Origin of the sequence: Geodermatophilus sp. Leaf369 (genome assembly GCF_001424455.1) — a bacterium.
Lineage (GTDB): Bacteria > Actinomycetota > Actinomycetes > Mycobacteriales > Geodermatophilaceae > Klenkia.
On record NZ_LMQA01000003.1, the window covers coordinates 242,782 to 267,666 of the forward strand.

Annotated in this window: 24 protein-coding genes, 1 tRNA gene and 1 pseudogene; 19 read left to right on the forward strand and 7 right to left on the reverse strand. The window is 74.7% G+C overall.

Features of this window, described 5'->3' with window-relative positions; genetic code table 11:
• Nucleotides 1-12 precede the first annotated feature (12 nt).
• The 4 genes from ASG36_RS15515 to ASG36_RS15530 all read left to right on the forward strand — a co-directional run bounded on the left by ASG36_RS15515 (nucleotide 13) and on the right by ASG36_RS15530 (nucleotide 2,670).
• A tRNA-Arg gene (locus ASG36_RS15515) sits at nucleotides 13-87 on the forward strand.
• Between the two features lie 82 nt (nucleotides 88-169).
• Entirely contained in the window at nucleotides 170-649 is a 480-nt protein-coding gene (locus tag ASG36_RS15520; RefSeq protein WP_235495075.1) for an SRPBCC family protein, read from the forward strand.
• Nucleotides 646-1,821, forward strand: a complete 1,176-nt coding sequence (locus tag ASG36_RS15525) for an MFS transporter (protein ID WP_200944513.1) — start codon at nucleotides 646-648, stop codon at nucleotides 1,819-1,821. The genes ASG36_RS15520 and ASG36_RS15525 overlap by 4 nt, the downstream gene beginning before the upstream one ends.
• 63 nt (nucleotides 1,822-1,884) lie before the next feature.
• Nucleotides 1,885-2,670: a hypothetical protein gene (locus tag ASG36_RS15530; protein ID WP_157498846.1), complete on the forward strand. Its 786-nt coding sequence runs from the start codon at nucleotides 1,885-1,887 to the stop codon at nucleotides 2,668-2,670.
• Here the strand turns inward: ASG36_RS15530 and ASG36_RS15535 are convergent.
• The 3 genes from ASG36_RS15535 to ASG36_RS15545 all read right to left on the reverse strand — a co-directional run bounded on the left by ASG36_RS15535 (nucleotide 2,642) and on the right by ASG36_RS15545 (nucleotide 5,809).
• Nucleotides 2,642-4,279, reverse strand: coding sequence for an ABC-F family ATP-binding cassette domain-containing protein (locus ASG36_RS15535; protein WP_055765793.1), 1,638 nt, complete (start codon nucleotides 4,277-4,279; stop codon nucleotides 2,642-2,644). The two genes, ASG36_RS15530 and ASG36_RS15535, sit on opposite strands and share 29 nt — an antisense overlap.
• A gap of 8 nt (nucleotides 4,280-4,287) precedes the next feature.
• Nucleotides 4,288-5,070: an adenylate/guanylate cyclase domain-containing protein gene (locus ASG36_RS15540; RefSeq protein WP_235495077.1), complete on the reverse strand. Its 783-nt coding sequence runs from the start codon at nucleotides 5,068-5,070 to the stop codon at nucleotides 4,288-4,290.
• Nucleotides 5,071-5,350: 280 nt separating this feature from the next.
• On the reverse strand, nucleotides 5,351-5,809 hold the full coding sequence (locus ASG36_RS15545) for a universal stress protein (protein WP_055765799.1): 459 nt from the start codon (nucleotides 5,807-5,809) through the stop codon (nucleotides 5,351-5,353).
• A 161-nt stretch (nucleotides 5,810-5,970) separates the two neighbouring features.
• Here ASG36_RS15545 and ASG36_RS15550 point away from each other — a divergent pair, with 161 nt between their 5' ends.
• From ASG36_RS15550 to ASG36_RS15575, 6 genes are all read left to right on the forward strand, one after another.
• Nucleotides 5,971-6,825, forward strand: coding sequence for an ankyrin repeat domain-containing protein (locus ASG36_RS15550; RefSeq protein ID WP_055765802.1), 855 nt, complete (start codon nucleotides 5,971-5,973; stop codon nucleotides 6,823-6,825).
• Nucleotides 6,826-7,005: 180 nt separating this feature from the next.
• Nucleotides 7,006-10,803 carry a multifunctional oxoglutarate decarboxylase/oxoglutarate dehydrogenase thiamine pyrophosphate-binding subunit/dihydrolipoyllysine-residue succinyltransferase subunit gene (locus ASG36_RS15555; RefSeq protein ID WP_235495079.1) on the forward strand — a complete coding sequence of 1,266 codons (3,798 nt, stop codon included), beginning with the start codon at nucleotides 7,006-7,008 and terminating at the stop codon, nucleotides 10,801-10,803.
• Between the two features lie 5 nt (nucleotides 10,804-10,808).
• Complete coding sequence (locus ASG36_RS15560; RefSeq protein ID WP_055765808.1) at nucleotides 10,809-11,000, forward strand: DUF6104 family protein; 192 nt, start codon at nucleotides 10,809-10,811, stop codon at nucleotides 10,998-11,000.
• A gap of 33 nt (nucleotides 11,001-11,033) precedes the next feature.
• The gene (locus ASG36_RS15565; protein ID WP_055765810.1) at nucleotides 11,034-12,347 is read left to right on the forward strand and encodes an MFS transporter; all 1,314 of its coding nucleotides are present in this window, start codon (nucleotides 11,034-11,036) and stop codon (nucleotides 12,345-12,347) included.
• Nucleotides 12,344-13,789 carry an aminotransferase class V-fold PLP-dependent enzyme gene (locus ASG36_RS15570; protein WP_055765814.1) on the forward strand — a complete coding sequence of 482 codons (1,446 nt, stop codon included), beginning with the start codon at nucleotides 12,344-12,346 and terminating at the stop codon, nucleotides 13,787-13,789. The genes ASG36_RS15565 and ASG36_RS15570 overlap by 4 nt, the downstream gene beginning before the upstream one ends.
• Nucleotides 13,790-13,863: 74 nt before the next feature.
• Nucleotides 13,864-14,568: a metal-dependent hydrolase gene (locus ASG36_RS15575; protein WP_055765817.1), complete on the forward strand. Its 705-nt coding sequence runs from the start codon at nucleotides 13,864-13,866 to the stop codon at nucleotides 14,566-14,568.
• A gap of 2 nt (nucleotides 14,569-14,570) precedes the next feature.
• Here the strand turns inward: ASG36_RS15575 and ASG36_RS15580 are convergent, their stop codons facing one another.
• The gene (locus ASG36_RS15580) at nucleotides 14,571-15,764 is read right to left on the reverse strand and encodes an NADP-dependent malic enzyme (RefSeq protein WP_055765820.1); all 1,194 of its coding nucleotides are present in this window, start codon (nucleotides 15,762-15,764) and stop codon (nucleotides 14,571-14,573) included.
• Nucleotides 15,765-15,796: 32 nt separating this feature from the next.
• The gene (locus tag ASG36_RS15585) at nucleotides 15,797-16,159 is read right to left on the reverse strand and encodes a S26 family signal peptidase (RefSeq protein WP_055765823.1); all 363 of its coding nucleotides are present in this window, start codon (nucleotides 16,157-16,159) and stop codon (nucleotides 15,797-15,799) included.
• A 51-nt stretch (nucleotides 16,160-16,210) separates the two neighbouring features.
• Between ASG36_RS15585 and sodN the strand changes: the two genes are divergently transcribed.
• The 6 genes from sodN to ASG36_RS15615 all read left to right on the forward strand — a co-directional run bounded on the left by sodN (nucleotide 16,211) and on the right by ASG36_RS15615 (nucleotide 20,733).
• Nucleotides 16,211-16,615: a superoxide dismutase, Ni gene (gene sodN / locus ASG36_RS15590; RefSeq protein ID WP_055765826.1), complete on the forward strand. Its 405-nt coding sequence runs from the start codon at nucleotides 16,211-16,213 to the stop codon at nucleotides 16,613-16,615.
• Between the two features lie 83 nt (nucleotides 16,616-16,698).
• Complete coding sequence (locus ASG36_RS15595; RefSeq protein ID WP_055765828.1) at nucleotides 16,699-17,937, forward strand: PP2C family protein-serine/threonine phosphatase; 1,239 nt, start codon at nucleotides 16,699-16,701, stop codon at nucleotides 17,935-17,937.
• A gap of 39 nt (nucleotides 17,938-17,976) precedes the next feature.
• The gene (locus ASG36_RS15600) at nucleotides 17,977-18,663 is read left to right on the forward strand and encodes a phosphatidylserine decarboxylase (protein WP_055765830.1); all 687 of its coding nucleotides are present in this window, start codon (nucleotides 17,977-17,979) and stop codon (nucleotides 18,661-18,663) included.
• Nucleotides 18,660-19,475 carry a CDP-diacylglycerol--serine O-phosphatidyltransferase gene (pssA, locus tag ASG36_RS15605; protein ID WP_235495082.1) on the forward strand — a complete coding sequence of 272 codons (816 nt, stop codon included), beginning with the start codon at nucleotides 18,660-18,662 and terminating at the stop codon, nucleotides 19,473-19,475. The genes ASG36_RS15600 and pssA overlap by 4 nt, the downstream gene beginning before the upstream one ends.
• A complete protein-coding gene (locus tag ASG36_RS15610) occupies nucleotides 19,472-19,957 on the forward strand; it encodes a GNAT family N-acetyltransferase (protein ID WP_055765836.1) in 486 nt (161 codons plus the stop codon). The genes pssA and ASG36_RS15610 overlap by 4 nt, the downstream gene beginning before the upstream one ends.
• Nucleotides 19,954-20,733 carry an HAD-IIA family hydrolase gene (locus ASG36_RS15615; protein WP_055765839.1) on the forward strand — a complete coding sequence of 260 codons (780 nt, stop codon included), beginning with the start codon at nucleotides 19,954-19,956 and terminating at the stop codon, nucleotides 20,731-20,733. The genes ASG36_RS15610 and ASG36_RS15615 overlap by 4 nt, the downstream gene beginning before the upstream one ends.
• A 4-nt stretch (nucleotides 20,734-20,737) precedes the next feature.
• Here the strand turns inward: ASG36_RS15615 and ASG36_RS15620 are convergent, their stop codons facing one another.
• Nucleotides 20,738-21,247 carry a hypothetical protein gene (locus ASG36_RS15620; RefSeq protein WP_055765842.1) on the reverse strand — a complete coding sequence of 170 codons (510 nt, stop codon included), beginning with the start codon at nucleotides 21,245-21,247 and terminating at the stop codon, nucleotides 20,738-20,740.
• Between the two features lie 41 nt (nucleotides 21,248-21,288).
• Here ASG36_RS15620 and ASG36_RS15625 point away from each other — a divergent pair, with 41 nt between their 5' ends.
• Together ASG36_RS15625 and ASG36_RS15630 are read left to right on the forward strand one after the other, a co-directional pair.
• Nucleotides 21,289-22,245, forward strand: a complete 957-nt coding sequence (locus ASG36_RS15625; RefSeq protein WP_055765845.1) for a diacylglycerol kinase family protein — start codon at nucleotides 21,289-21,291, stop codon at nucleotides 22,243-22,245.
• A gap of 293 nt (nucleotides 22,246-22,538) precedes the next feature.
• Nucleotides 22,539-22,790, forward strand: a complete 252-nt coding sequence (locus ASG36_RS15630; protein ID WP_055765848.1) for a WhiB family transcriptional regulator — start codon at nucleotides 22,539-22,541, stop codon at nucleotides 22,788-22,790.
• Between the two features lie 78 nt (nucleotides 22,791-22,868).
• On the opposite strand, the gene ASG36_RS15635 is transcribed toward ASG36_RS15630, so the two are convergent.
• On the reverse strand, nucleotides 22,869-24,359 hold the full coding sequence (locus ASG36_RS15635; protein WP_055765851.1) for a sensor histidine kinase: 1,491 nt from the start codon (nucleotides 24,357-24,359) through the stop codon (nucleotides 22,869-22,871).
• 32 nt (nucleotides 24,360-24,391) lie between these two features.
• Between ASG36_RS15635 and ASG36_RS15640 the strand changes: the two are divergent.
• Nucleotides 24,392-24,883: pseudogene (locus tag ASG36_RS15640) on the forward strand (GNAT family N-acetyltransferase); the annotation flags it as partial.
• Nucleotides 24,884-24,885: the final 2 nt, after the last annotated feature.

A 24,885-nucleotide genomic window follows, 5' to 3' on the forward strand; every position in this document is an offset into this window, starting at 1 on the left:
CCAACCACACGAGCCCCCGTAGCTCAGGGGATAGAGCACTGCCCTCCGGAGGCAGGGGCGCAGGTTCGAATCCTGCCGGGGGCACCACCACACGCACCGGGCCGGGTCCACCAGGACCCGGCCCGACGTGCGTCGGGGGTCTGCCCAGGAGGAAGCCGTGCCGCGCCCGATGACGGTCTCGGACACCGTGCTGGTGTCCGCCCAGCCGGCCACCGTCTACGCCCTGGTCGCCGACCCCACCCGCACCGCGGAGTGGAGCCCGGAGAACCGGGGTGCCCGCACGCCCGGCGCCGGTCCGCTGGCCGTCGGGGCGGTGTTCACCGGCCGCAACGAGCGGCACGGCGCCCGCTGGACCACCGAGTGCGTGGTCACCGCCGCCGACCCCGGCGAGCGGTTCGCCTTCCGGGTGCGGGCGATCGGGCTGCGCACGCCGCGGGTGCGGGCCCGGATCGCCCGCTGGGAGCACCGGCTGGAGGCCACCTCCGACGGCGGCACCCGGGTCACCCAGACCTGGACCGACGAGCGACGCTGGCCGGACCCGGTGGCCGCGGTCGTCGACCGGGTGCTGACCCGCAGCAGCTTCGCGGCCTTCCAGCGGGAGAACCTGGCCACCAGCCTGGCCCGGCTGAAGCAGCTGGTCGAGGCGTGACCGGCCCCCGGTCGTGGGTGCCCGTCGCGGTCACCATGTTCGGGATCGGCTGGGGTGCCAACCAGTTCGTCAGCCTGCTGGTGGCCTACCGGCAGAGCGCGGGCTTCGGCGTCGTCACCGTCGACGGGCTGGTCGGGGTGTACGCCGTCGGGCTGGTCCCGGCGCTGCTGGTGCTCGGCCCGGTGTCGGACCGCTACGGCCGGTCCCCCGTGCTCAAGGTCGCCGCCGTGGTCAGCCTGCTGGCCACCGTGGTGCTCATGCTCGGCGGGCTCCCGGCGCTGTTCGCCGGTCGGTTCCTCGCCGGGCTGGCCAGCGGTGCGGCCTTCGCCGCCGGGTCGGCGTGGGTGAAGGAGCTGTCCAGCCCGCCCTACGACACCACCTCCCCCGACGGCACCGGCGCCCGCCGGGCCGCGATGGCGCTCACCGCGGGCTTCGGCCTGGGCCCGGTCGTCGCCGGCCTGGTCGCGCAGTGGGCCCCGGCCCCCCTGGTGCTCTGCTACGTGCCGCACCTGCTGGTGATGGCCGCGGTGCTGGTGCCGCTGTGGCGCACGCCCGAGACGGTGGACGCCGGCCACGAGGGCGGGTCGGTGCTGCGCCGGATGCGCGTGACGTCGGTGCGGCTCCCCCGGTTCCGGCGACTGGTCGCCCCGGTCGCGCCGTGGGTGTTCGGCGGCGCCACCGTGTCGATCGCGGTGCTGCCCGGCCTGGTCGCCTCCTCGGTCACCGGCTACGAGGTCGCCTTCAACGCCCTGGTCGCCGGGGTCACGCTGGGCACCGGCTTCGCCGTGCAGCCCCTGGGCCGTCGGCTGGCGGCCACCGACACCCGCCGGGGTGCTGGGGTCGGCGCCCTCGCGGTCACCGCCGGTCTGCTGCTGGCCGCGCTGGCCGCCGCGACGACCTCCCCGTGGGCGGTGCTGGCCGCCGCCGTGGTGCTGGGCGCGGGCTACGGGCTCTGCCTGGTCGCCGGTCTGGTGGAGACCCAGCGGCTGGCGCCGCCGCACGAGCTGGCCGGCCTGACCGCGGTCTTCTACGCGCTCACCTACCTGGGGTTCGCCGCCCCGGTGCTGCTCGCCGCGCTCTCGGCGGTGGCGCCCTACCCGGTGCTGCTGCTCGTGCTGGCGGCACTCGCAGCGGTCACCGCCCTCGCGACCCGGCGCCCAGACCCCGTCTGATCGTCGTCGGGTCGCGGCCGGCACGTCACCTCCCGGTCACCCCCGGGGTCCACGGTGGTCGGCATGAGCACCGGTCCCTGCTCGACCGCCTGCACCGCCGACGTCCACCCCACCGCCCCGGCCGCGTTGCGCCGACAGCGGTCCCTGCGACTGTCCGCGGCGCTGGCCCGGGCCACCGCCCGCCCCCCGGCCGGGGACGGACGACGCCACGGGACCTGCACCGCCGCCCGGCTGCTCACCGCCGCCGGCGTCCGGGTGCAGGTGCTCCCCCCGCCCGTCGCCTGGCCCGCCGGCCCGCGCCTGGTGGTCGCCAACCGGGTGTCCTGGGTGGACGACCTGGCGCTGCGCACCGCGGTCACCGCGCTGCCCGACGAGGACGCCGCGGTCTGGCCGGGGTTGGCCACCGTCCGCGGCGAGGACGTCACCGCCCAGCTCCGGGAGGGCCGCGGCGTGCTCGTCCGGCCCGAGGAGTCCGCCAGCTGCGGCACCGAGCTCGGGCGCTTCCGGCCGGCGTCCCTGCAGCCTGCACTGGACGCCGGGGTGCCGGTGTGTCCGGTCGCCGTCCGGGCCCGGGTCGCCGGCCGACCCACCACCGCCACCGCGCAGCTCCCCGGGGAGTCCTGGTGGCGCAGCGCCGCCCGGGTGCTGGGCGCGGTCGACCTCGTCGTCGAGGTGCACCAGCTGGCCCCGATCGACCCGCGCCGCGGAACGGCCACCGAGGTGGCCGCACTGGCCGAGTACGCCATCGCCGCGGTGCTCGAGACCGACCCGCCCCGGCCGCTGAGCCACCCCCGCCGGCCGCGCACCCACGCGCCGGCCGTCAGTCCTCGGACACCCGTCCCGCGCTGACCGTCAGCCGCCGGGTGGTGGCCACGGCCTCGAGCATCCGGCGGTCGTGGGTGACCAGCAGCAGGGTGCCGGTGTAGTCGGCCAGCGCCTGCTCCAGCTGCTCGATCGCCGGCAGGTCGAGGTGGTTGGTCGGCTCGTCGAGCACCAGCACGTTCACCCCCCGGGCCTGCAACAGCGCCAGTGCGGCCCGGGTCCGCTCCCCCGGCGACAGCGTGCCCGCCGCCCGCAGCACGTGGTCCGCGCGCAGGCCGAACTTGGCCAGCAGGGTGCGCACCTCGGCGTCGGGCAGGTCGGGCACCTCGGCACCGAAGGCCGCGGCGAGCGTCTCCTCCCCCAGGAACGCCCCGCGCACCTGGTCCACCTCGCCCAGCCGCACGCCCGAGCCGAGCGACCCCGCGCCCTCGTCGAGATCCACCCGGCCCAGCAGCGCGGCCAGCAGGGTGGACTTGCCCGACCCGTTGGCCCCGGTGATCGCCACCCGGTCGCCCCAGTCGACCTGCAGGTCCACCGGGCCCAGGGTGAAGTCGCCCCGCCGGACGACGGCGCCGCGCAGCGTGGCCACCACGGCACCGGCGCGGGGCGCGGCGGCGATCTCCATCCGCAGCTCCCACTCCTTGCGCGGTTCCTCGACCACCTCCAGCCGCTCGATCCGCCGGTCGGTCTGCTTGGCCTTGGCCGCCTGCTTCTCCGAGGACGCCCGCTGAGCGGCCTTGACGTGCTTGTCGCCGTCCTTGCTCTTCTTGATCGAGTCCCGGACGCCCTTGGCCATCCAGTTGCGCTGCATCCGCCCGCGCGCCTCGAGCCCGGCCTTGGTGTCGGCGTACTCGTCGTACTCCTCGCGGGCGTGCCGGCGGGCCACCTCCCGCTCGGCCAGGTAGGCCTCGTAGCCGCCGTCGTGCACCCGCACGAGCTGCTGGGGCAGGTCCAGCTCCACCACCCGGGTCACCGTGCGGGACAGGAACTCCCGGTCGTGGCTGACCACGACCACCCCGGTGCGCAGCCCGGTGACGAAGTCCTCCAGCTGGGTCAGCCCGGCCAGGTCCAGGTCGTTGGTCGGCTCGTCGAGCAGCAGCACGTCGTAGCGGCTGAGCAGCAACGAGGCCAACCCCACCCGGGCGGCCTGCCCGCCGGACAGACCCGCCGTGGGCGCGTCCAACGCGACCCCCGGCGCGACGGTGGCCACCACCTCCTCCGCGCGGTCCTCCAGGTCGGCCCCACCCAGGGAGAGCCAGCGCTCCAGCGCGTCGGCGTAGGCGTCGTCGGCCCCGGCGGCGCCCTCGGTCAGCGCCGTCAGCGCGTCGTCCATCACCGCCTGGGCACGGGCCACCCCGGTGCGTCGGGCGAGGGCCTCGAGCACGGTCTCGTCGTCCCGACGCTCGTGCTCCTGGGGCAGGTACCCGACCGTGGCCGAGGGCGGGGACACCGAGACCGCGCCGGCCTCGGCGGGCAGCAGACCGGCCAGGGTGCGCAGCAGGGTCGACTTGCCCGCGCCGTTCACCCCGACCAGCCCGACGACGTCCCCGGGGGCGACGACGAGGTCCAGGTCGGCGAAGAGCACCTTGGCGCCGTGTCCGGCGGCCAGACCGCGGGCGAGGAGGGTGGCGGTCACCCGGTCATCTAACCGAGGACGTCGTCGGCGATCTCGTCGAGGAGGTCCTCCAGCGGGCCGGCGTCCTCCCCGGGCACCGGCTCGCCCGGGCGGCGACGCACCAGCCAGGGCTGCAGGTGGTCGTAGCCCCGCACCGACACCCGGCGCAGCGGCCGGACGCGGTAGGCCCGCCGTCCGCGCAGCCGGCGGGCCAGCTCCTGGTCGACGAGCAGGGTGCCCGGCCGGCCCAGCGAGGTGAGCCGGCTGGCCAGGTTGACCACCGGTGAGTAGACGTCGCCGAGCCGGGTGAGCACGGTGCCGTACGCGGCGCCGACCCGCAGCGGCGGACGGTCGTCGGCGGCCCACTCCTCGGGCAGCCGCAGCCCGATCTCCACCGCCTGCACCGCCGACGTGCAGGTGAACAGCACCCCGTCGCCGACGGTCTTCACCACCCGCCCGTGGTGCCGGGCGACCAGGTCGGCGGTCAGGCCCTCGAAGTCCTCGACCATCGCGCCCAGCTCGCGGCCGCCCATGCCGCGGCTGCGCGAGGTGTAGCCCACCAGGTCGGCGAACCCCACCGCGAGCTCCCGGCGGTCCACGGCGGCACCGGACCCGACCGCCGACAACCGGTCGGCGTTGGCCGCCAGGTGGCGGCGCCACACGTGGTCCTGCACGTCACGCAGCAGCGGCAGCAGCACCTCGGCCGAGCGGACCGTGTCCAGCGAGGGGCCCGACCCCTCGGACCGCTCGGTGAGCAGCGCGGCCAACATGTCGGTCTGCCAGTCGGCCAGCCGGGACAGCGACTGGCCCATGGCCCGGGCGATCGAGGCCTCGCTCTCCAGGTCGACGAACCCCGAGTCGATCAGCGCCGACAGCGAGCCGAGGGCGGCGACGTCGGAGTCGGTGAACGCCGGTTCGTCGTCCCCGACGTCGGCGAAGCCCAGCGCCCGCCACAGCCGCTGGGTGCGCTCCGGGGGGACGCCGGCCTGCTCGGCGACCTGCAGCCGGGTCCACCGCCGGGGCCCGCCCAGCAGCAGCCGGTCCAGTGCGCCGGCCGGGTCCTCCGGGGGCGGTGCGTTCTCGTCCGTCGGGTCAGTCCGTGGTGTGCACGATCAGCACGTCGACGTCCGAGCGGCGGGTGGCGTCGGCGGGCACCGAGCCCAGCAGGCGGCCCTTGATCCCGGCGAGCCCCCGGTTGCCGACCACGAGCAGGTCGGCGGACTCCCGGCGGACGACGTCCAGCAGGGCCTCGACCGGCGAGCCGACGACGGCGACGGTGCGCACCTGGCCCGCGCCCGCCGCGGTGGCCCGCTCCTGCGCGGTACGGACGGTCTCCTCGGCCGGGGAGGACCCCATGACCTGATAGGCCTCGTCCTTGAGCACGTCGGCGGTGCGCTGGACCTCGCGGTCGTCGAGCTCGGTGGGCAGGTAGGCGCAGGCGATCACCAGCGTGGCGCCGCAGGCCCCGGCGAGCGCCCCGGCGCGCGCGACCGCACGCAACGAGGACTCCGACCCGTCCGTGCCGACGACGACCGTCCGATAGGCAGACACGGGCGGAACCTATCCGACCCCGGCGGGCCGGGCGTGTCGGGGGTCACGCCGCCGCGAGCCGTGCGGTGTGTCCCCGGCCCCCCGGCCTGCTCCGATACGGTCGCACCCGCTGCCGTGCTGGGCTCCGACCTGGCCGTCCGACGAGAGAACGGGGACGACCCATGACCCAGCCGACCACCCCCGCAGGGCCCTCCACCGGGGAGCTGCGGGCCCTCCGGATGACCGCCCAGCGCCTGGCCGGGCTGATCGACGCCGGGGACACCGCCGCGGTCTCGGCCGCCGTCGCCGAACAGCCCCGGCTGGTCGGCATCGCGGTGGAGCGGGACGGCCAGGACGGGTGGACCCCGCTGCACCTGGCCGTGGCCTCCGGCTCCCAGGCGACCGTCGAGGTGCTGGTCGCCGCCGGCGCGGACCTCGACGCGCGCACCGAGCACGGCCGCACGCCGTTGCAGGTCGCCCTGGAGTCCGCGCCCGACCTCGTACCGGTGCTGCAGTCCCTCGGCGCCCCGGTCGACGCGGCCACCGCCTCGTTCACCGGTGACCGGGAGACCCTGCTCGCCGCCCTCGACGGCGGTGCCCCCCTCACCGACCCGCACAGCGGGGTGGACCTGCTGACCTGGGCGGCGTTCGGTGGCCGCATGGAGACCGTGCAGCTGCTCCTGGACCGGGGCGCCGACGCCGACGGCGGCGCCCTGCAGGCCGCAGCCGGTGGTGTGCACCCCGACGTCGTCGACGTGCTGCTCGGTGCCGGCGCCCGGGTCGACCGCCGCGACCCCGACACCGGGCGGACCGCACTGCACGCCGCGGTCGCCGCCGGTGCCCGGCCGCACGCACCCGACGTCGTCGCCCGGCTGCTGGCCGCCGGCGCCGACGTCGACGCGACCACGGCCGACGGCGCCAGCGCCCTGGACATCGCCCAGATCGCCGCGGCGCGCGAGCGCCCCGGCTCCGCCGGTGGCGCCACCCCGCACGACGAGCTGGTCCGGCTGCTCGAGGAGCACCGCGCCCGCGACTGACCGCACCACCCCGCGGGTGAGCCGTGCCACGTGTGGCGGCTCACCTCGCGGGGGCGCAGCCCGCCCCGGGGCCGGTAGAGTCGGCGACCGGTCCAACGACGTCCACAGACGAAGAAGGCACTCGACCCCGTGTCAAGCGTGAGCTCATCCCAGCCCTCCCCCACCCGATCCTCGTCCGCGATGGGTTTCGGCACCAACGAGTGGCTGGTCGAGGAGATGTACCAGCAGTACTTGTCCGACCCCGCCAGCGTCGACCAGGCGTGGCACGACTTCTTCGACGACTACCGGCCCGGCAGCCCGATGTCCGACGGCGCCGACCGGCCGGCCCCCGCGGCCGCCGGGGACGACCCGACCGGAGACGACGCGGCAGCCGAGGCCGCGCCCGCACCCGCCGACGCCGAGGGCTCGGCCACCCGGCCCAGCTCCCCCGCCGTCGCGCCGAGCACCCCGACGCCGCCCAGCCGGGCGACCGCGCCGGAGCCGAAGAGCACCGGCACCGTCGTCGCCAGGCCCGCGGAGAAGGCGGCCGACGCCCAGCCGGCCGCGAAGCCCGCCGCCCCGAAGCCCGCCGCCGAGAAGAAGGCCCCGGCCAAGCCCACGGCCGGCGCCGAGGCCGAGAGCGGTGGCCCCAAGCAGTCGGTGCTCCGCGGTGCCGCCGCCAGCGTCGTGAAGAACATGAACGCCTCGCTGACCGTGCCGACCGCCACCAGCGTGCGGGCCGTCCCGGCGAAGATGCTGGTCGACAACCGCATCGTCATCAACAACCACCTGGCCCGCTCGCGCGGCGGGAAGGTCTCCTTCACCCACCTGATCGGCTACGCGCTGGTCCGGGCGCTGGACGACTTCCCCGAGATGAACGCGGCGTTCGCCGAGATCGACGGCAAGCCGAACCTGGTGCAGCCCGAGCACGTGAACTTCGGCCTGGCGATCGACCTGCCCAAGCCCGACGGCACCCGCTCGCTGGTGGTCGCCAACATCAAGCGCTCCGAGGAGATGGACTTCGCCGCCTTCTGGGGCGCCTACGAGGACGTCATCCGCCGGGCCCGCGGCGGCAAGCTCACGATGGACGACTTCACCGGGACGACGGTCAGCCTGACCAACCCCGGCACCGTGGGCACCAACCACTCCGTGCCGCGGCTGACCACCGGCCAGGGCACGATCGTCGGCGTCGGCGCGATGGACTACCCGGCCGAGTTCCAGGGGATGAGCCCGGAGACGCTGACCGACCTCGCGGTCGCGAAGACCATCACGCTCACCTCGACCTACGACCACCGCATCATCCAGGGCGCCCAGTCCGGGGACTTCCTGCGCAAGCTGCACGGCCTGCTGCTGGGCCAGGACGGGTTCTACGACGAGGTCTTCGCCTCGCTGCGGATCCCCTACGAGCCGGTCCGCTGGGTCCCCGACGTCTCGGTGCGCCACGAGGGCCAGATCGACAAGGGCGCCCGCGTCGTCGAGCTGATCGAGGCCTACCGGCGCAACGGCCACCTGATGGCCGACACCGACCCCCTCGAGTTCAAGGTCCGCACCCACCCCGACCTGGACATCACCCAGCACGGCCTGACCCTGTGGGACCTCGACCGGCAGTTCCCGGTCGGCGGGTTCGCCGGGGAGAAGGTCATGCCGCTACGCGACGTGCTCGGTGTGCTGCGCAACTCCTACTGCCGCACCGTCGGCGTGGAGTACATGCACATCACCGACCCCGAGGAGCGCGAGTGGCTCCAGAAGCGCATCGAGGTCAAGCACGACAGCCCCGACCGGGCCAAGCAGAAGCACGTGCTGGGTCGGCTCAACGCCGCCGAGGCCTTCGAGACCTTCCTGCAGACCAAGTACGTCGGGCAGAAGCGGTTCTCCCTCGAGGGCGGTGAGTCCGTCATCCCGCTGATGGACGAGGTGCTCGTCGCCTCGACCGAGCACGGCCTCGAGGAGGTCGCGATCGGCATGCCGCACCGCGGCCGGCTCAACGTGCTGGCCAACGTGCTCAACAAGCCCTACTCGAAGATCTTCGGGGAGTTCGAGGGCAACATCGACCCGGGCACCGTGCAGGGCTCCGGTGACGTGAAGTACCACCTCGGCGCCGAGGGCACGTTCCAGCACCCGGCCCGGGACGCCTCGATCGCGGTCACCCTGACGTCGAACCCCAGCCACCTGGAGGCGGTCAACCCCGTCCTCGAGGGCATCGTGCGGGCCAAGCAGGACATGATCGACAAGGGCGAGGGCGGCTTCACCGTCCTGCCGCTGCTGCTGCACGGCGACAGCGCGTTCGCGGGACAGGGCGTGGTCGCCGAGACCCTCAACCTGTCCCAGCTGCGCGGCTACCGCACCGGCGGCACGGTGCACGTCGTGGTCAACAACCAGGTCGGCTTCACCACCAGCCCGGCCGCAGCGCGCTCGAGCCTGTACTCCACCGACGTCGCGCGGATGATCGGTGCGCCGGTCTTCCACGTCAACGGCGACGACCCCGAGGCCTGCGTCCGGGTCGCCCGGCTGGCCGTGGACTACCGGCAGGCGTTCCGCAAGGACGTCGTCATCGACCTGGTCTGCTACCGCCGGCGCGGGCACAACGAGGGCGACGACCCCTCGATGACCCAGCCGCTGATGTACGACATCATCGACCGCAAGCGCTCGGTCCGGAAGCTCTACACCGAGGCGCTGGTCGGCCGGGGCGACATCACCCTGACCGAGGCCGAGGAGGCCCTGAAGGACTACCGCGGGCAGCTCGAGCGGGCCTTCTCCGAGACCCACGACGCCCGCGACTCCTCCACCCCCGAGCCGGTCGTGGACCAGCGGCCCTCGGCGTCGGCCAAGACGGCGATCACCACCGAGGTGCTCAAGACCATCGGCGACGCGCACGTCTCGCTGCCCGGGGACTTCACCGTCCACCCCAAGCTGCAGAAGATGCTCGAGCGGCGCGCGGCCATGGTCAGCGAGGGCGGCGTCGACTGGGCGATGGGCGAGCTGCTGGCCTTCGGCTCGCTGCTCATGCAGGGCGTGCCGGTGCGGCTGGCCGGTCAGGACTCCCGTCGCGGCACCTTCGTGCAGCGCCACTCGGTCCTCATCGACCGGGAGGACGCGAAGGAGTACACCCCGATCGCCAACCTCACCGAGGACCAGGCGAAGTTCTTCGTCTACGACTCGCTGCTCAGCGAGTACGCCGCGGTCGGGTTCGAGTACGGCTACTCGGTGGCCAACCGCGAGGCCCTCGTCCTCTGGGAGGCCCAGTTCGGCGACTTCGTCGACGGCGCGCAGCTGATCATCGACGAGTTCATCTCCTCCGGTGAGGCCAAGTGGGGCCAGCAGTCGGGCATCGTCCTGCTGCTGCCGCACGGCCTGGAGGGCCAGGGTCCCGACCACTCCAGTGGTCGGCCCGAGCGTTTCCTGCAGCTGTGCGCGGAGAACAACATGACCGTCGCCAACTGCTCGACCCCGGCGAACTACTTCCACCTGCTGCGTCGGCAGGCGCTGTCGGAGACCCACCGCCCGCTGGTGGTCTTCACGCCCAAGTCGCTGCTGCGCGCCAAGGCCGCGGTCAGCGCCGTCGAGGACTTCACCGAGCAGAGCTTCCGGCCGGTGCTGCCCGACCCGGGCGTCGGCGGGGAGCCGCTCGACGACGCCGCCGTGCGCCGGGTGCTGCTGTGCACCGGCAAGGTCGCCTACGACCTGCTGGCCGGCCGGGAGTCCGAGGGCGTCGCCGACGTCGCCGTGCTGCGGGTCGAGCAGCTGTACCCGCTGCCGGCCAGCGAGCTGGTCGAGCAGCTGCGCCGCTACCCCAACGCCGACGAGGTCGTCTGGGTGCAGGAGGAGCCGGCCAACATGGGCGCCTGGCAGTTCATGGCGGTCAACCTGCCCGCCGAGCTGCCCGCCGGGAAGACGCTGTCGGTGGTCAGCCGCAAGGCCTCGGCCAGCCCGGCCGTCGGCTCGGCCAAGGTGCACGAGGCCGAGCAGAAGGACCTCGTCGCCCGCTCGCTGGCCCAGTAGCCGCGGTGTACTTCACCGACCGCGGCATCGAGGAGCTGGTCACCCGCCGGGGCCAGGAGGAGGTCTCCCTCTCCTGGCTGGGTGACCAGCTGCAGGCCTTCGTCGACCAGCACCCCGACTTCGAGGTGCCGGTCGAACGGCTGGCGACGTGGCTGGCGCGGGGCGGCACCGACGACGAGGACGACCTCGACGACTGAGGGCTCTCGACGACCGAGGGCTACGGTGCCCCGGTGACCGCCCCCGCGCTGACCCGGGGCACCCACCTCGGCTACGCCGCGGGCTCCATCGGGACGGCGGCGTTCGGCACCGTCCCGGGGCTGCTGCTGCTCTTCTACCTGACCGACGTGCTCGGCGTGGGTGCCGGTCTCGCCGGGCTGGTGGTGTTCGCCCCCAAGGCGTGGGACGTGCTGCTCAACCCGTGGATCGGTGCCCGCTCGGACGCCACCACCAGCCGCTGGGGCCCGCGCCGGCCCTGGATGCTGGCCGGCGGGCTGACCCTGCCGCTGCTGTTCGTGCTGGTCTTCGCCGGCCCCGGGGCTCCCCCGGCGCTGGCCGCCGGCTGGGTCGCGGTCACCTTCCTGCTCGCGGCCACCGCGTACGGCTGCTTCCAGGTGCCCTACGTCGCCCAACCCGCCGAGATCACCACGGACCCCGGCGAGCGGGCCACCCTGATGTCCTGGCGGGTCGCGGCCCTGGCGCTCGGCATCCTGCTCGCCGGCGCCGGCGCGCCCGCGGTGGTCGAGCTCGCCGGCGGCGGCCGGGCCGGGCACCTGGCGATGGCCGCGTTCGTGGCGCTGCTGCTCGCCGGCGGGATGCTCGGCGCCGTCGTCGGCACCCGGCGGGCACCCACGCTGACGCGCACCAGCAGCGAGGGGCGCCTGCTGGCCACGCTGCGGGTCGCCGTCCGGGTGCGGCCGTTCCGGCTGCTGCTGGTCGGGTTCGTCGTCCAGGCGCTGGGGATCGGCGTGATGCTGGCCGGCGTCCCGTACTACGCCCGGCAGGTGCTGGGCGACCCCGCCGCCGGGACGCTGCTGTTCGTCGCCCTGGTCGGCCCGGCGATCCTGGTCATGCCGCTGTGGCTGCGGGTCAGCCGCCGGGTGGGCAAGCGGACCGGCCTGCTGGCGTCCTCCACGGTGTTCGCCATCGCCGCCGCCGCGCTCGCGCTGGGGGGTCCGGGCCGCACCGGGCTGGTGCTCGCCCTCGTCGTGGTGGTCGGGATCGGCTACGCCGGGATGCAGATGTTCCCGCTGGCGATGCTCCCCGACGTGGTCGCCGCCGACGAGGCGTCCTCCGGCGAGCGGCGGGCCGGGGTGTTCACCGGCGTCTGGACGGCGGCCGAGACGCTCGGGCTGGCGGTCGGACCGGGCCTGCTGGGCGTGCTGCTGGGGCTCGCCGGGTACCGCTCGTCGGTCGGGGACGCCGTCGTGGCGCAGACCGCGGCGGCCGACACCACCGTGCTGCTGTCGTTCAGCCTGCTCCCGGCTCTGCTGGTGCTCGCCTCGCTGCCGTTCATCGCCCGCTACCGACTGGAGCCCACCCCGTGACACCGCAGGACGTCCTGGCGGAGCTCACCGCGCTGGCCGACGGGGACGTCCCCACGCACGGCGGAGCCACCATGGCCTACGTCTACGACTCCGGGCTCACCGAGGTGGACGCGCTGGCCGCCGGCGCCCAGGCGGCGTACCAGTGGACGAACGCGCTGGACCCCACCGCCTTCCCCAGCGTCGCCCGGATCGAGAACGACCTGGTCGCCGCAGCGGCCGCACTGCTGGGGGGCGGGCCGGACACCGTCGGCACGGTCACCAGCGGCGGCACCGAGAGCTGCCTGCTCGCCGTCCTCGCCGCCCGCACCCGGTGGCGGGCCGCGCACCCCGACGACGACCGCCGTCCCCAGCTGCTGCTGCCGGTCACCGCGCACGCCGCCTTCCGCAAGGCCGCGCACCTGTTCGACCTGGCCGTGGTCGACCTGGGCGTGGACCCCGACACCTGCCGGGTGCGCCCGGCCGAGGTCGCCGCGCTGCTGACCACCCGCACCGCGCTGGTCGTGGTGAGCGCCCCGTCCTACCCGCACGGCGTGCTCGACCCGGTCACCGAGGTGGCCGCGCTGACCGCCGCGGCCGGGGTGCCCTGTCACGTGGACGCCTGCATCGGCGGCTGGCTGCTGCCGCACCTCGCCGACAGCACCGGCGCCAAGCCGTTCGACCTCTCGGTCCCCGGGGTGACCAGCCTGTCGGTCGACCTGCACAAGTACGGCTACGCCCCCAAGGGCGTCTCGGTGCTGCTGACCGCCGACCCGGAGTTCCGGCACGGCCACTGGTTCGCCACCGCGGACTGGCCCGGGTACCCGGTGGTCAACCCGACGCTGGCCGGCACCCGCCCCGCCGGCCCGATGGCCGCCGCGTGGGCGGTGCACCGCTGGCTGGGCACCGAGGGCTACCGGCGCCTGGCGCTGGCGGCCCGGGAGGCGACCACGGCGCTGGTCGCCGGGCTGGCCGACGTCCCGGGCGTGCGGGTGGTGGGCACCCCGGTGACCACCCTGGTGGCGCTCGCCGGCACCGACGGGCTCGACGTGCTGCACCTGGCCGACGAGGCCACCGCCCGGGGCTGGCTGCTGCAGCCCCAGCCGCCGTTCACCCAGCCCGACGGCAGCGTCCTCCCGGCCACGCTGCACCTGACCGTCACCGCGGCGACCACCGACCGGGTGCCGGCCCTGCTCACCGACCTCGCCGACGCCGCCCGCGCAGCGCGGGCCCTGGACCCGCCCGTCCCCGACCCCACGCTGGTGGCCGCCGCGGCCGACCTCGACCCGGCGACCCTCACCGTGGCCGACGTCGACGGCCTGCTCGCCCTCGCCGGCCTGGACGGCGGTCCGCTGCCGACCCGGATGGCCCCGGTGCACGCCCTGGTGGCCGCCCTGCCCCGCCCGCTGGCCGAACGCCTCCTGGCCGGCGTCCTCGACCGCGTCTACCGCCCCACCCGCACCTGACGACAAGCGCCCTTCTCGTCGGGGGGCGGGGGCGCCTCCCGGGGAGAGGGCGGTCCGGCGGTGACCATGGGTGGGTGCTCGGTCACTCCCACGCCCTGTCCGGGCTCGCCGTCGGCGCCGCCACCCTGCCGGTCGCCCCGCTGACCGGGACGGTCGCACAGCTCGGCTGGGTGGCCGCGGTCGGCGGGATGGCGATGCTGCCCGACCTGGACCAGCGCGGGTCGACGATCTCGCGCATGTGGGGGCCGCTGTCGGAGGTCCCGTCCGGGATCGTCGGCCGGCTGTCCGGTGGGCACCGCAAGGGCACCCACGACGCACTGCTCGCCCCGGTGGCGTTCGGGCTGCTGGCGGCTGCTGCCTCCCGGGCGACCTGGGCCTCGCTGCTCCTGCTGGCGCTGGCGATCGGGCTGGCGCTGCGGGCGCTGCACGTCGTGGTCCCCGGGAGGTTCGAGACCACGGTCGTCGGCAACCTGGTGCTGTCCTGGGGCGGGGCCTGGCTGCTGCTGGCGCACAGCCCGAGCCCGACGTGGTTGCCCTGGGCGGTCGCGCTGGGGGTGCTGGTGCACGTGGCCGGGGACTTCCTGACCTGCGGCGGGGTGCCCGTGCCGTTGGTCTGGCTGGCCCGCCCGCGCGCCACGGTCGCGTTCTCCCCGATGGAGACCGGCGGGTTCACCGAGAAGGTGGTGCTGGTGCCGCTGTTCGTCGTGGCCACGCTCGTGCTGCTGTGGCTGAACACGCCGGCGGCGGCCGTCCTGGGAGGACTGACCGCCGCCGGGTGAGATCAGTCGCGCGTCACGCCCTCGGCGCGGGCAGCCGCGCCGACCGCGGCCGCGACGGCCTCGGCGACCCGGCGGTCCAGCGGCGAGGGCACGATGAAGTCGGCCCGGACGTCGTCCCCGACCACGTCGGCGATGGCGGTGGCCGCGGCCAGCTTCATCCCCTCGGTGATCCGGGTGGCCCCGGCGTCGATCGCGCCCCGGAAGACGCCCGGGAAGGCCAGCACGTTGTTGATCTGGTTGGCCAGGTCGCTGCGCCCGGTGGCCACCACCGCGGCGTACTTCGCGGCCATCACCGGGTCGACCTCGGGGGTCGGGTTGGCCAGGGAGAACACGATGCACCCCGGGGCCATGGCCGCGATGGCCTCCTCGGGCACCGAGCCGCCGGACAGCCCCAGGTAGACGTCGGCGCCGGCCAGGGCGTCGACCATCGACCCGCTGCGGCCGGTGGGGTTGGTGTGCGCCACCAGCCACTGCTTGGTCTCGGTGAGGTCCTCGCGGCCGGCGTGCAGCAGGCCCTTCGAGTCGGCGACGGCGATCTCGCCGATGCCGGCCTCGAGCAGGATCTTGGTGCAGGCCACGCCGGCGGCCCCGGCCCCGGACACCACCACCCGCAGGTCGGCGAGCGGGCGGCCGACCACCTTCGCGGCGTTCCGCAGCGCGGCCAGGACGACGATCGCCGTCCCGTGCTGGTCGTCGTGCATGACCGGGATCGGCAGCTGCTCGCGCAGCCGGGACTCGATCTCGAAGCAGCGCGGCGCGCTGATGTCCTCGAGGTTGATCCCGCCGAAGGACGGCGCGATGGCCAGCACGGTCGCCACGATCTCGTCGACGTCGGTGGTCGCGAGCACGATCGGCACCGAGTCCAGTCCGCCGAACTCCCGGAACAGGCAGGCCTTGCCCTCCATGACGGGCAACGAGGCGGTCGGCCCGATGTCACCCAGGCCGAGGACGGCGGTGCCGTCGGAGACCACCGCGACCACCCGCGGGGCCCAGGTGAAGCGCCGGGCGAGCTCGGGCTCAGCGGCGATCGCGCTGGAGACACGGGCTACACCCGGGGTGTAGGTGAGGGCGAGGTCGGCGATCGAGGTGATGGCGCTCGTCGGCTGCACGGTGAGCTTGCCGCCCTCGTGCACCGCGAACGCGGGGTCGTCGCTGAACCGGTCTGACGTGTCGGTGCCACTCTGCACTGAGCCCATGGGACCGGGAGCGTAGAGCAGCCCTACGGCGGTCAGGGGGGCGCGGGCAGACGGCCGGGCCGGGGTGTGACGCGTCCCACCACGCGGCCGACGACGACGGCGGTCCCGAAGGAGCGGCTGTCGTCGGTGACGAACGGGTTGTCGCCCTGCACCCAGTGCCCCCCGGGGACGGCGCGGACCACCCGCTTGACCACCAGCAGGTCCGGGCGGGCCGGGAAGCGGGCGAGCACCACGTCGCCGGGTGCGGCGGTGTCACCCCGGCGGACCAGCAGCCGGTCGCCGTGCCGCACGGTGGGGCTCATCGAGGGCCCGGTCACCCGGGCGAGCACCCAGGGCGAGGGCAGCCCCGGGACGTCACCGGGGGGCCCACTTCTCGACGTGTCGGCTCTGATCACCGCGAGTAGTGTCCCGCACGACCCATCCCCACGAGCTCCGGAGGGACGACCATGCGTCTGTTCACCCTGTTCACCGCCGTGGAGGCCACCGCTCACTGCGACCTCCCCTGCGGCGTGTACGACCCCGCCCAGGCCCGCATCGAGGCCGAGTCCGTCAAGGCCCTGCAGGAGAAGTACCAGGGCAGCGACGACGAGGTCTTCAAGACCCGGGCGCTGATCATCAAGGAGCAGCGCGCTGACCTGGTCAAGCACCACCTGTGGGTGCTGTGGACCGACTACTTCAAGCCGCCGCACTTCGAGAAGTACCCGCAGCTGCACGAGCTGTTCAACAAGGCCACCAAGCAGGCCGGTGCCTCCGGTGCCAAGCAGTCGGTCGACCCGGCCGAGGGGCAGAAGCTCCTGGACTACATCGCCGAGATCGACACGATCTTCTGGGAGACCAAGGCCGCGGCCTGAACCTCCTGACGCACGGTGCCGGGTCGTCCCTCGTGGGCGGCCCGGCACCGTCGTCTCCACCCCACGACGAACCAGGTGACCCCATGGACGACCGCCCTCGGCTGGACCTGCGCCGCCTCCTGGAGAGGGTGGAGGCAGCCGCCCCGGTCGACGCCGTCACCGTGGTCGCTGCCGAGCTGTCCGACGTCGTCGGCGCCCGGGCGGTCTCCTTCCTGATCGCCGACTTCAGCGGTCACGCCCTGGTGCGGCTGGGCACCGTGCTGCCGTCCACGGCGACGACCCGCAGCTCCGGCGTGGAGAGCGCGCACACCGTCCCGCTGGAGGACTCCCCCCACGGCGAGGTGCTGCGCACCCAGCAGACCCGGGTCCTCCCCCACCCCGACGGCGCCCTGGTGCTGGTGCCGGTCACCGACCGCGGCGACGCCCTCGGGGTGCTCGAGCTGACCCTCCCCACGGCCCCGGACGACGAGGGGCTCGCGGAGCTGTCGTCGGCCGGGCACGCGCTGGCCTACGTGCTGATCGCCAACCGCCGGCACACCGACCTCTTCGAGTGGGGCCAGCGGACGACGCCGTTCTCGCTGGCCGCGGAGATCCAGCGCCGGCTGCTCCCGGCGAGCTTCACCTGCGAGGCCGGGCAGTTCACCGTGTCCGGGTGGCTGGAACCCGCGGCGACCGTCGGCGGGGACACCTTCGACTGGTCGCTGGACCGGCACACGCTGCAGGTCTCCATCACCGATGCCGTCGGGCACGACGTCGCCGCCGCCCTGCTGGCCACGCTGCTGGTGGGCAGCCTGCGCAACGAACGCCGGCGCGGCACCGACCTCGCCACCCAGACCCGGGTGGCCAACGACGCGGTGGCCGCCCACCTGCCGCCGGGGCAGTTCGTCACCGGGCAGGTGCTCCGGGTCGACCTCACCTCCGGTCGGGCAGTGGTGGTGAACGCCGGGCACCCGCTGCCGCTGCGCCTGCGCGACGGCCTGGTCGAGGAGGTCGAGCTCGAGGTCGACCTGCCCTTCGGCGTCGAGGCGGGCACCGAGTACCGGCTGCAGGAGTTCGACCTGCGGCCCGGGGACCGGCTGGTCCTGCTCACCGACGGCATGCAGGAGCGCGGGGCCGAGGTGATGGACGTGGCCGCCACACTGGCCGCCTCCCGCGGGCTGCACCCGCGCCAGGTGGTGCACGCCCTGGGCGCCGCCGTCGTCCGGGCGACCGAGGGCCACCTCGGCGACGACGCCACCGTGGTGTGCCTGGACTGGTACGGCGGGGAACCCCGTCCGCGGGACAGCAGCAGCGGTGCCAGCAACGAGCACGCCTCCCGCTGACCGGTCGACCGCCGCCTGCCCCGGTAGCCTCGGGCCTCGATGCGCATCGACCCGGCCGGCTGGCCCTTCATCACCGTGCCGCTGGCCCCCGCCCTCGCCCTGGGCGCCGCCGGACGGCTCACCGGCCGGCGCGCCGTCGGGCGGTCGGGCTGGCCCCTGCTGGGCCTGGCCGCCTACATGGCGCTGTTCTTCCGTGACCCGCAGCGCCGCTGCGACCACCAGCCGGCCGCCGCCGAGGACGTGCTCTCCCCGGCCGACGGCGTCGTCATGGTCGCCGGTCCCGCCCAGGAGGGCGTCGGGCCCGAGCCCGCCCCCGAGGGCGGCTGGCAGCAGGTCAGCGTCTTCCTCTCCGTCGTCGACGTGCACGTCAACCGATCGCCCTACCGCGGCACCGTGACCCAGAGCAGCTACACCCCGGGCAGCTTCCTCGCGGCCTACCGGGCCGAGAGCGCGCACCGGAACGAGAAGACCGAGATCTGGCTGGCCGACGGCGACCGGACCGTGGTGTTCCGGCAGCTTGTCGGGGTGCTCGCCCGGCGTATCGTCACCCGCACCGGGGTGGGCCAGCAGCTGGCCACCGGCGAGCGCATGGGGCTGATGAAGTTCGGCTCCCGGATGGACGTGTTCCTGCCCCAGGAGGCCACCCTGACGGTGACCAAGGGCAAGCGGGTGCGTGGCGGGGAGACGGTCATCGCGCGCTGGGACGCAGCAGGGTCCCGACCGTGACAGCCGACCGGCGGACCCCCACCCGGCGCACCCAGACGGTGGAGTTCGTCCGCAGCTCGGCCCGTGGCGGGCGGAGCCGGGCCCGCCTCTGGCTGCCCAGCCTGTTCACCCTGGGCAACATGCTGTGCGGCTTCGCCGCGATCCTGGTCGCCTTCCGCGGCCAGTACGACCTGGCGTGCGTGCTCATCGGCGCCTCGGTGGTGCTCGACATCGCCGACGGCGCGGTGGCCCGGCTGGTCGGCGCGGTGAGCCCCTTCGGCCTGCAGTTCGACTCCCTGGCCGACCTGGTCTCCTTCGGCCTGGCCCCCTCGCTGCTGGCCTTCGCCCTCTTCTCCGACGGCCGCGACGGCTTCGACCCCCTCGGGTGGATCGCCTGCTTCGTCTGGCTGGCCTGCGCGGCCATCCGGCTGGCCCGGTTCAACACCACGGTCGACCCGACGGCGGACAAGCGCTTCTTCGTCGGGCTGCCCAGCCCCGGCGCGGCCGGCGTGGTGATGGCCAGCGTGTTCGCGTTCTCCGACGTGCTGCAGGGCCGGGACCGGCTGTGGGTCCTGCTGGTCGTGATCGTGCCGGGGCTGCTGATGGTCTCGAACATCCGCTGGCGGTCGTTCCGGTCGCTGGTCAGCCCCAAGTCCGGCCGCCCGTTCGGGCTGGTGACGGCCGGGGTGCTCGTCGTGGTCGGGCTGGCGACGGTGCCGGTGTTCACCTTCTGCCTGGTCGCCTACCTGTACCTGTTCTCCCCGCTGCTGTTCCCGCTGGTGTCCCCCCTGGGCCGGCTGGTGCCGGCCCGGGTGCGCGAGCTGCTCTCGTGAGCGTCCGGCCGGTCACCGCGGACGACGTCGACGTCGTCGTGGGTCTGGTGCGCGAGCTGGCCGACTACGAGAAGAGCCTCGACGAGGCCCGGATGACCCCGGCGCAGCTGCACGAGGCGTTGTTCGGCGACTCCCCGGCGCTGTTCGGACACGTCGCCGAGGACGACGACGGCACCGTCGTCGGGTTCGCGCTCTGGTTCCTCAACTTCTCCACCTGGCGGGGCACCCACGGGGTGTACCTGGAGGACCTCTACGTCTCCCCCGCCCACCGCGGCACGGGCCTGGGCCGCGAGCTGCTGCGCACGCTGGCCGCGGTCTGCGTCGAGCGTGGCTACGCGCGGCTGGAGTGGTCGGTGCTGGACTGGAACACCCCGTCCATCGAGTTCTACCGCGCTGCCGGCGCCCGGCCCCAGGACGGCTGGTCGGTCTTCCGGCTGACCGACCGGGCCCTGCACGACTTCGCCCAGGAGAGGACGACATGACCGAGCGCAGGCACTCCGAGTGCTGGCTGACCGACATGGACGGCGTCCTGGTGCACGAGGGCCAGGCGCTGCCCGGCGCCGCGGACTTCCTCCGCCGCCTGGTCGAGCGGGAGCGCCGCTTCCTGGTGCTCACGAACAACTCGATCTTCACCCCGCGCGACCTCGCCGCCCGGCTGCACCGCTCCGGGCTGGAGGTGCCCGAGGAGGCGATCTGGACCTCGGCGCTGGCCACCGCGGACTTCCTGGCCTCCCAGCTGCCCGGCGGCTCGGCCTACGTCGTCGGCGAGGCCGGGCTGACCACCGCACTGCACGAGGCCGGGTACACGATCACCGACACGGAGCCGGACTACGTCGTGCTCGGGGAGACCCGGACCTACAGCTTCGAGGCCATCACCCGGGCCATCCGGCTGGTCGAGGCCGGTGCCCGCTTCATCGCCACCAACCCCGACGTCACCGGTCCCTCCCCCGAGGGCTCGCTGCCGGCGACCGGCTCCGTCGCGGCCCTGATCACCAAGGCCACCGGCGCCGAGCCCTACTTCGTCGGCAAGCCCAACCCGATGATGTTCCGCAGCGCGCTGAACCGGATCGACGGGCACTCGGAGTCCACGACGATGGTCGGCGACCGGATGGACACCGACATCGTCGCCGGCATCGAGGCCGGGCTGGAGACGGTGCTCGTGCTCACCGGCTCCACCCGGGCCTCGGACGTCTCGCGCTTCCCGTTCCGGCCCAGCCGGGTGCTCGACTCGATCGCCGACGTCATCGACCTGGTGTGAGGCGCTAGACCTCGGAGTACGCCAGCCGGGCCTCGGGGGTGGCCAGGAACCACAGCACGCCGGCCACGCACAGCAGCACCGGGACGCCTATGTAGGGCAGCCCGGACTCGAACGCGGTCACGTAGCCGGTGAGGCCCAGCAGCAGCTGCAGGACCACGACCGGGCCGCGCGCCCACGGGCCGGCCCGGCCCAGCCCCCAGGCGCAGAACCCCAGCGCCGCGGCGGCGGTGAGGGCGTAGGCGACCTCGGCCAGCGCCCGCCCGGTGCTGTCGGCCGTGCTGGTCAGCGTCAGGACGAGCACGACGCCGGCGATGACGAGGGCCGCGACCGCCTCCACCGCCACCAGCAGCGCCGCCCGACGCAGCGCGGGGGGCGCCGCAGCCGGGTCGCGGGGCGGCCGGGGCGCGGACTCCTGCGCGGCGCCACCGAGCAGCCGTTCTGCCCGGCGGCGCGGGGTCCCGTCGTCCCGGGGATCCCCGGCATCGGCAGCGGCGGCGTCCCGGGGTGCTGGCACGCCCGCGAGGCTACGCGGGGGCGCTGGATACCCTCGCCGGCGTGCGTGCGCTCCTCGTGACCAACCCGGCAGCCACGACCACCACCGCGAAGGTGCGCGACGTCCTGGTCCGCGCGCTGTCCAGCGACCTGTCCCTGGAGGTGGCCGAGACGACCCACCGCGGGCACGCCCGCGAGCTGGCCGTGCAGGCGGCCGCGGACGGCGTCGACGTCGTGGTCACCCTGGGCGGCGACGGCACGGTCAACGAGACGGTGGACGGGCTGCTGCAGGACGGGCCCGGACCGCACGTGCCCACCCTGGCCGTGGTCCCCGGTGGGTCCACCAACGTCTTCGCCCGTGCCCTGGGCCGCTCGCAGGACCCGGTGGAGGCGGTCGCGGAGATCCTGTCGTCGCTGCGGGCCGGCCGGACCCGCCGGGTCGGCCTCGGTTCGGCCAGCGCCCGGCTGGCGGGCGCGGACGGGTGGACCCGCCCGCGGTGGTTCGTGTTCTCCGCCGGCCTGGGGTTCGACGCCGACGTGATCGCCCGGGTCGAGGCCCAGCGGGCCCGCGGCCGCCGCTCCAGCGGCCTGCTCTACCTCCGGGCCGGCGCGGCGTCCTTCCTGCTCGGGCCCGACCGCCGGCGTCCGCCGATGACCCTGCACGTGCCGGGCGAGGAGCCCGTCCCCGGCCTCTTCCTCTGCCTGGTGTCCAACGTCAGCCCGTGGACCTACCTCGGCGAGACCCCGATCAACGTCAGCCCGGAGGCCTCCTTCGACACCGGGCTGGACGTGTTCTCCCTCGGCCGGGTCGGGCCGCTGGCGATGGTGAACCACCTCCGGCGGAGCATGGCGCGCGAACCGGACTCCCGGGGCCGGGGGGTGCACCGCTGGCACGACCTGCCCGAGCTGACCCTGACCTCGGAGCGCCCCCAGGGCTGGCAGCTGGACGGCGACCACCTCGGCGAGGCCACCGGCCTGCGGGTCCGCGCGGTGCCGCTGGCCCTCGACGTCGTCGTCTGAGGCGACCACGGGCGGGAACCGTCGGGGCGGCCACCACGCGTCCGGGTGACCCGTGCTGGGCACCCGGTCGGGAACAGGGGTGGCGGACCTGCTAGGACCGTGGTGAGGTTGCTCATACGGAGGACGGCTGAGCGGCTGAACTGCTTGACAGTCGGTCCTCGCGTGAAAGCATCGAACCCGAACGCAACCTGCTGGTAACACCAGCGTGCGGGAGCCGGACGACATCGAACAGACGGTGTCGGGCCCTCCGGGGCACAGGGCACACCGTAGACGACACCGAGGAGCACACCGACATGGACTGGCGCCACCGCGCCCTCTGCCGGGACGAAGACCCTGAGCTCTTCTTCCCGATCGGGACGACGGGCCCTGCGGTCACGCAGATCGAGCAGGCCAAGGCCGTCTGCCAGCGCTGCCCCGTGGTGCAGTCGTGCCTCGAGTGGGCGCTGACCTCCGGTCAGGACTCCGGCGTCTGGGGTGGGCTCTCCGAGGACGAGCGCCGCGCCCTCAAGCGCCGCACTGCTCGCACGCGCGTCCGCACCGCCTGACGACGTCCCCGCACCAGCGGGCACCCGGGAGCCGGACACCTCGACGAGGTGTCCGGCTCCTGCCGTCTGCGGCCCCGGTCAGCGGCGGACGCGACCGGCCCCGGGCAGGGTGAGGACGGCGACCGTCCCCTGCCCGCCCTCGGGGGTGCTGGTGGCCAGCTGCCCGTGCAGCTCGCTGGTCACCAGGGTGCGGACGATCTGCAGGCCCAGGCCCTTGCTGGTGGCGACGTCGAACCCCGGCGGCAGGCCCTGACCGTCGTCGCAGATCCGGACGACCAGGTCGTGGCCGTCCCGCTCGGCGGTGAGCTCGATGGTCCCCGGCTGCCCCTCGGGGAAGGCGTGCTCGACGGCGTTGTGCAGCAGCTCGGTGACCGCCATGACCAGCGGGGTCGCCGCACCGGCCGGCAGCTCCCCGAAACGGCCGATCCGGGTGATCCTGGCGGCCGGCCCGACCGAGGCGACGTCGCCCAGCATGGGCAGGACCTGGTCGAGCACGTCGTCGACGTCCACCACGTCCTCCCGGCTGCCGGCGAGGGTGTCGTGCACGACGGCGATCGACGCCACCCGGCGCACCGACTCCAGCAGCGCCTCCCGGGCGGCCGGCTCGCTGACCCGGCGCGCCTGCAGCCGCAGCAGGGCGGCGACGGTCTGCAGGTTGTTCTTCACCCGGTGGTGGATCTCCCGGATGGTCGCGTCCTTGGTCATGAGCGCGCGGTCGCGACGGCGCACGTCGGTCACGTCGCGCACGAGGACCAACGCCCCGGACTCCCCGCCCGGGGCCTGCAGCGGGAGGGCCCGGACGAGCATCGTGGCGGCCTCGCCCTCGACGTCCATCGGGTCGGGGAACCGGCCGGCGACCGCGGCGGTGATGCTGGCCGCGACCGCCTCGCCGGCCACCCGGTCGGTGGCCGCCGACCGGGTCAGCTCGGACAGCTGCCCGCCCACGACGTCCCCGGCCAGGCCCATCCGCCGGTAGGCCGACAACGCGTTGGGGCTGGCGTAGACCGCGGTGCCCCGGCCGTCCAGCCGCACCAGGCCGTCACCGACCCGGGGGCTCATCTCGGCGTCCTCGAGCATCCGCGGGGGGAAGGTGCCGGCGGAGACCATCAGGCACAGCTCACGGGCGATGTCGAGGTAGGTGAGCTCCAGCGGGGACGGCGACCGGGTGGCCGACAGCCGGGTGTCCCGGGCCAGCACGGCGACGACGGCGCCCTCGTGGCGCACCGGGATCACCTCGCGGCGGCGGGGAGCGGTGCCCGACCCGTCGAGCTCGTCGGTGACCTGGACGCCCTCGCGGTGGGTCTGCACGAACGCGGCGGCGTCGTCGCCGGCCACCTCCACCCCGACGAGGTCCTCGGGCTGGCTGGTGGGGGCGGTCAGGGGGCGCACTTGCGCCACGCACCACCAGGCGCCGCTGGCCAGCGGGACCCACAGCGTCAGGTCGGCGAAGGACAGGTCGGCCAGGAGCTGCCAGTCGGCCACCAGCCGGCGGGCGTGGTCGACCTGGGAGGGGCTGACCGAGGAGCCGCGGGCGAGCCGGTCGGAGAGGCTGCTGGGGGTGCTCGTCATGGTGGGGCGAGCCTAGGGCGAGGGCTGCCTACGCTCCTCCGGTGACCCTCGAGATCTCCCCGGCCGACCCGGCCGACTTCCCGGCCATCGGCGAGCTCACCGTCTCGGCCTACGTGTCGCAGGGCTGGGCCACCCCCGACTACGCACGGGAGCTCGCCGACGTCGCCGGCCGCGCCTCCCGCTCCGAGCTCCTGGTCGCCCGGCTCGACGCACGCCTCGTCGGCAGCGTGGCGCTCGTGCTGGACGGCGCCTTCGGGGAGATCACCGAGTCCTCGGACGAGGCGGCCTTCCGGATGCTGGTGGTGGACCCGTCCGCGCGGGGACAGGGCGTCGGGGAGGCCCTGGTGCACGCCTGTCTGGACCGCTCGCGCGCGGCGGGCAGGACGGCGGTGGTGCTCTCGACCGACCCGCGGATGCACGCCGCCCACAGGCTGTACGAGCGGATCGGGTTCACCCGGCTGCCGGCCCGCGACTGGTCGCCGGTGCCGGGGGTCGACCTGCTGGTCTACCGCCTGGGGCTCTGAGC

Coding starts and splice junctions, on each gene's coding strand:
- sodN (WP_055765826.1), top strand. CDS start 16,211: ATGCGTCTGTTCACCCTGTTCACCGCCGTGGAGGCCACCGCTCACTGC.
- ASG36_RS15520 (WP_235495075.1), top strand. CDS start 170: ATGACGGTCTCGGACACCGTGCTGGTGTCCGCCCAGCCGGCCACCGTC.
- ASG36_RS15550 (WP_055765802.1), top strand. CDS start 5,971: ATGACCCAGCCGACCACCCCCGCAGGGCCCTCCACCGGGGAGCTGCGG.
- ASG36_RS15580 (WP_055765820.1), bottom strand. CDS start 15,764: ATGGGCTCAGTGCAGAGTGGCACCGACACGTCAGACCGGTTCAGCGAC.
- ASG36_RS15530 (WP_157498846.1), top strand. CDS start 1,885: ATGAGCACCGGTCCCTGCTCGACCGCCTGCACCGCCGACGTCCACCCC.
- ASG36_RS15615 (WP_055765839.1), top strand. CDS start 19,954: ATGACCGAGCGCAGGCACTCCGAGTGCTGGCTGACCGACATGGACGGC.
- ASG36_RS15600 (WP_055765830.1), top strand. CDS start 17,977: ATGCGCATCGACCCGGCCGGCTGGCCCTTCATCACCGTGCCGCTGGCC.
- ASG36_RS15595 (WP_055765828.1), top strand. CDS start 16,699: ATGGACGACCGCCCTCGGCTGGACCTGCGCCGCCTCCTGGAGAGGGTG.
- ASG36_RS15555 (WP_235495079.1), top strand. CDS start 7,006: ATGGGTTTCGGCACCAACGAGTGGCTGGTCGAGGAGATGTACCAGCAG.
- ASG36_RS15635 (WP_055765851.1), bottom strand. CDS start 24,359: ATGACGAGCACCCCCAGCAGCCTCTCCGACCGGCTCGCCCGCGGCTCC.
- ASG36_RS15630 (WP_055765848.1), top strand. CDS start 22,539: ATGGACTGGCGCCACCGCGCCCTCTGCCGGGACGAAGACCCTGAGCTC.
- ASG36_RS15540 (WP_235495077.1), bottom strand. CDS start 5,070: ATGGGCCAGTCGCTGTCCCGGCTGGCCGACTGGCAGACCGACATGTTG.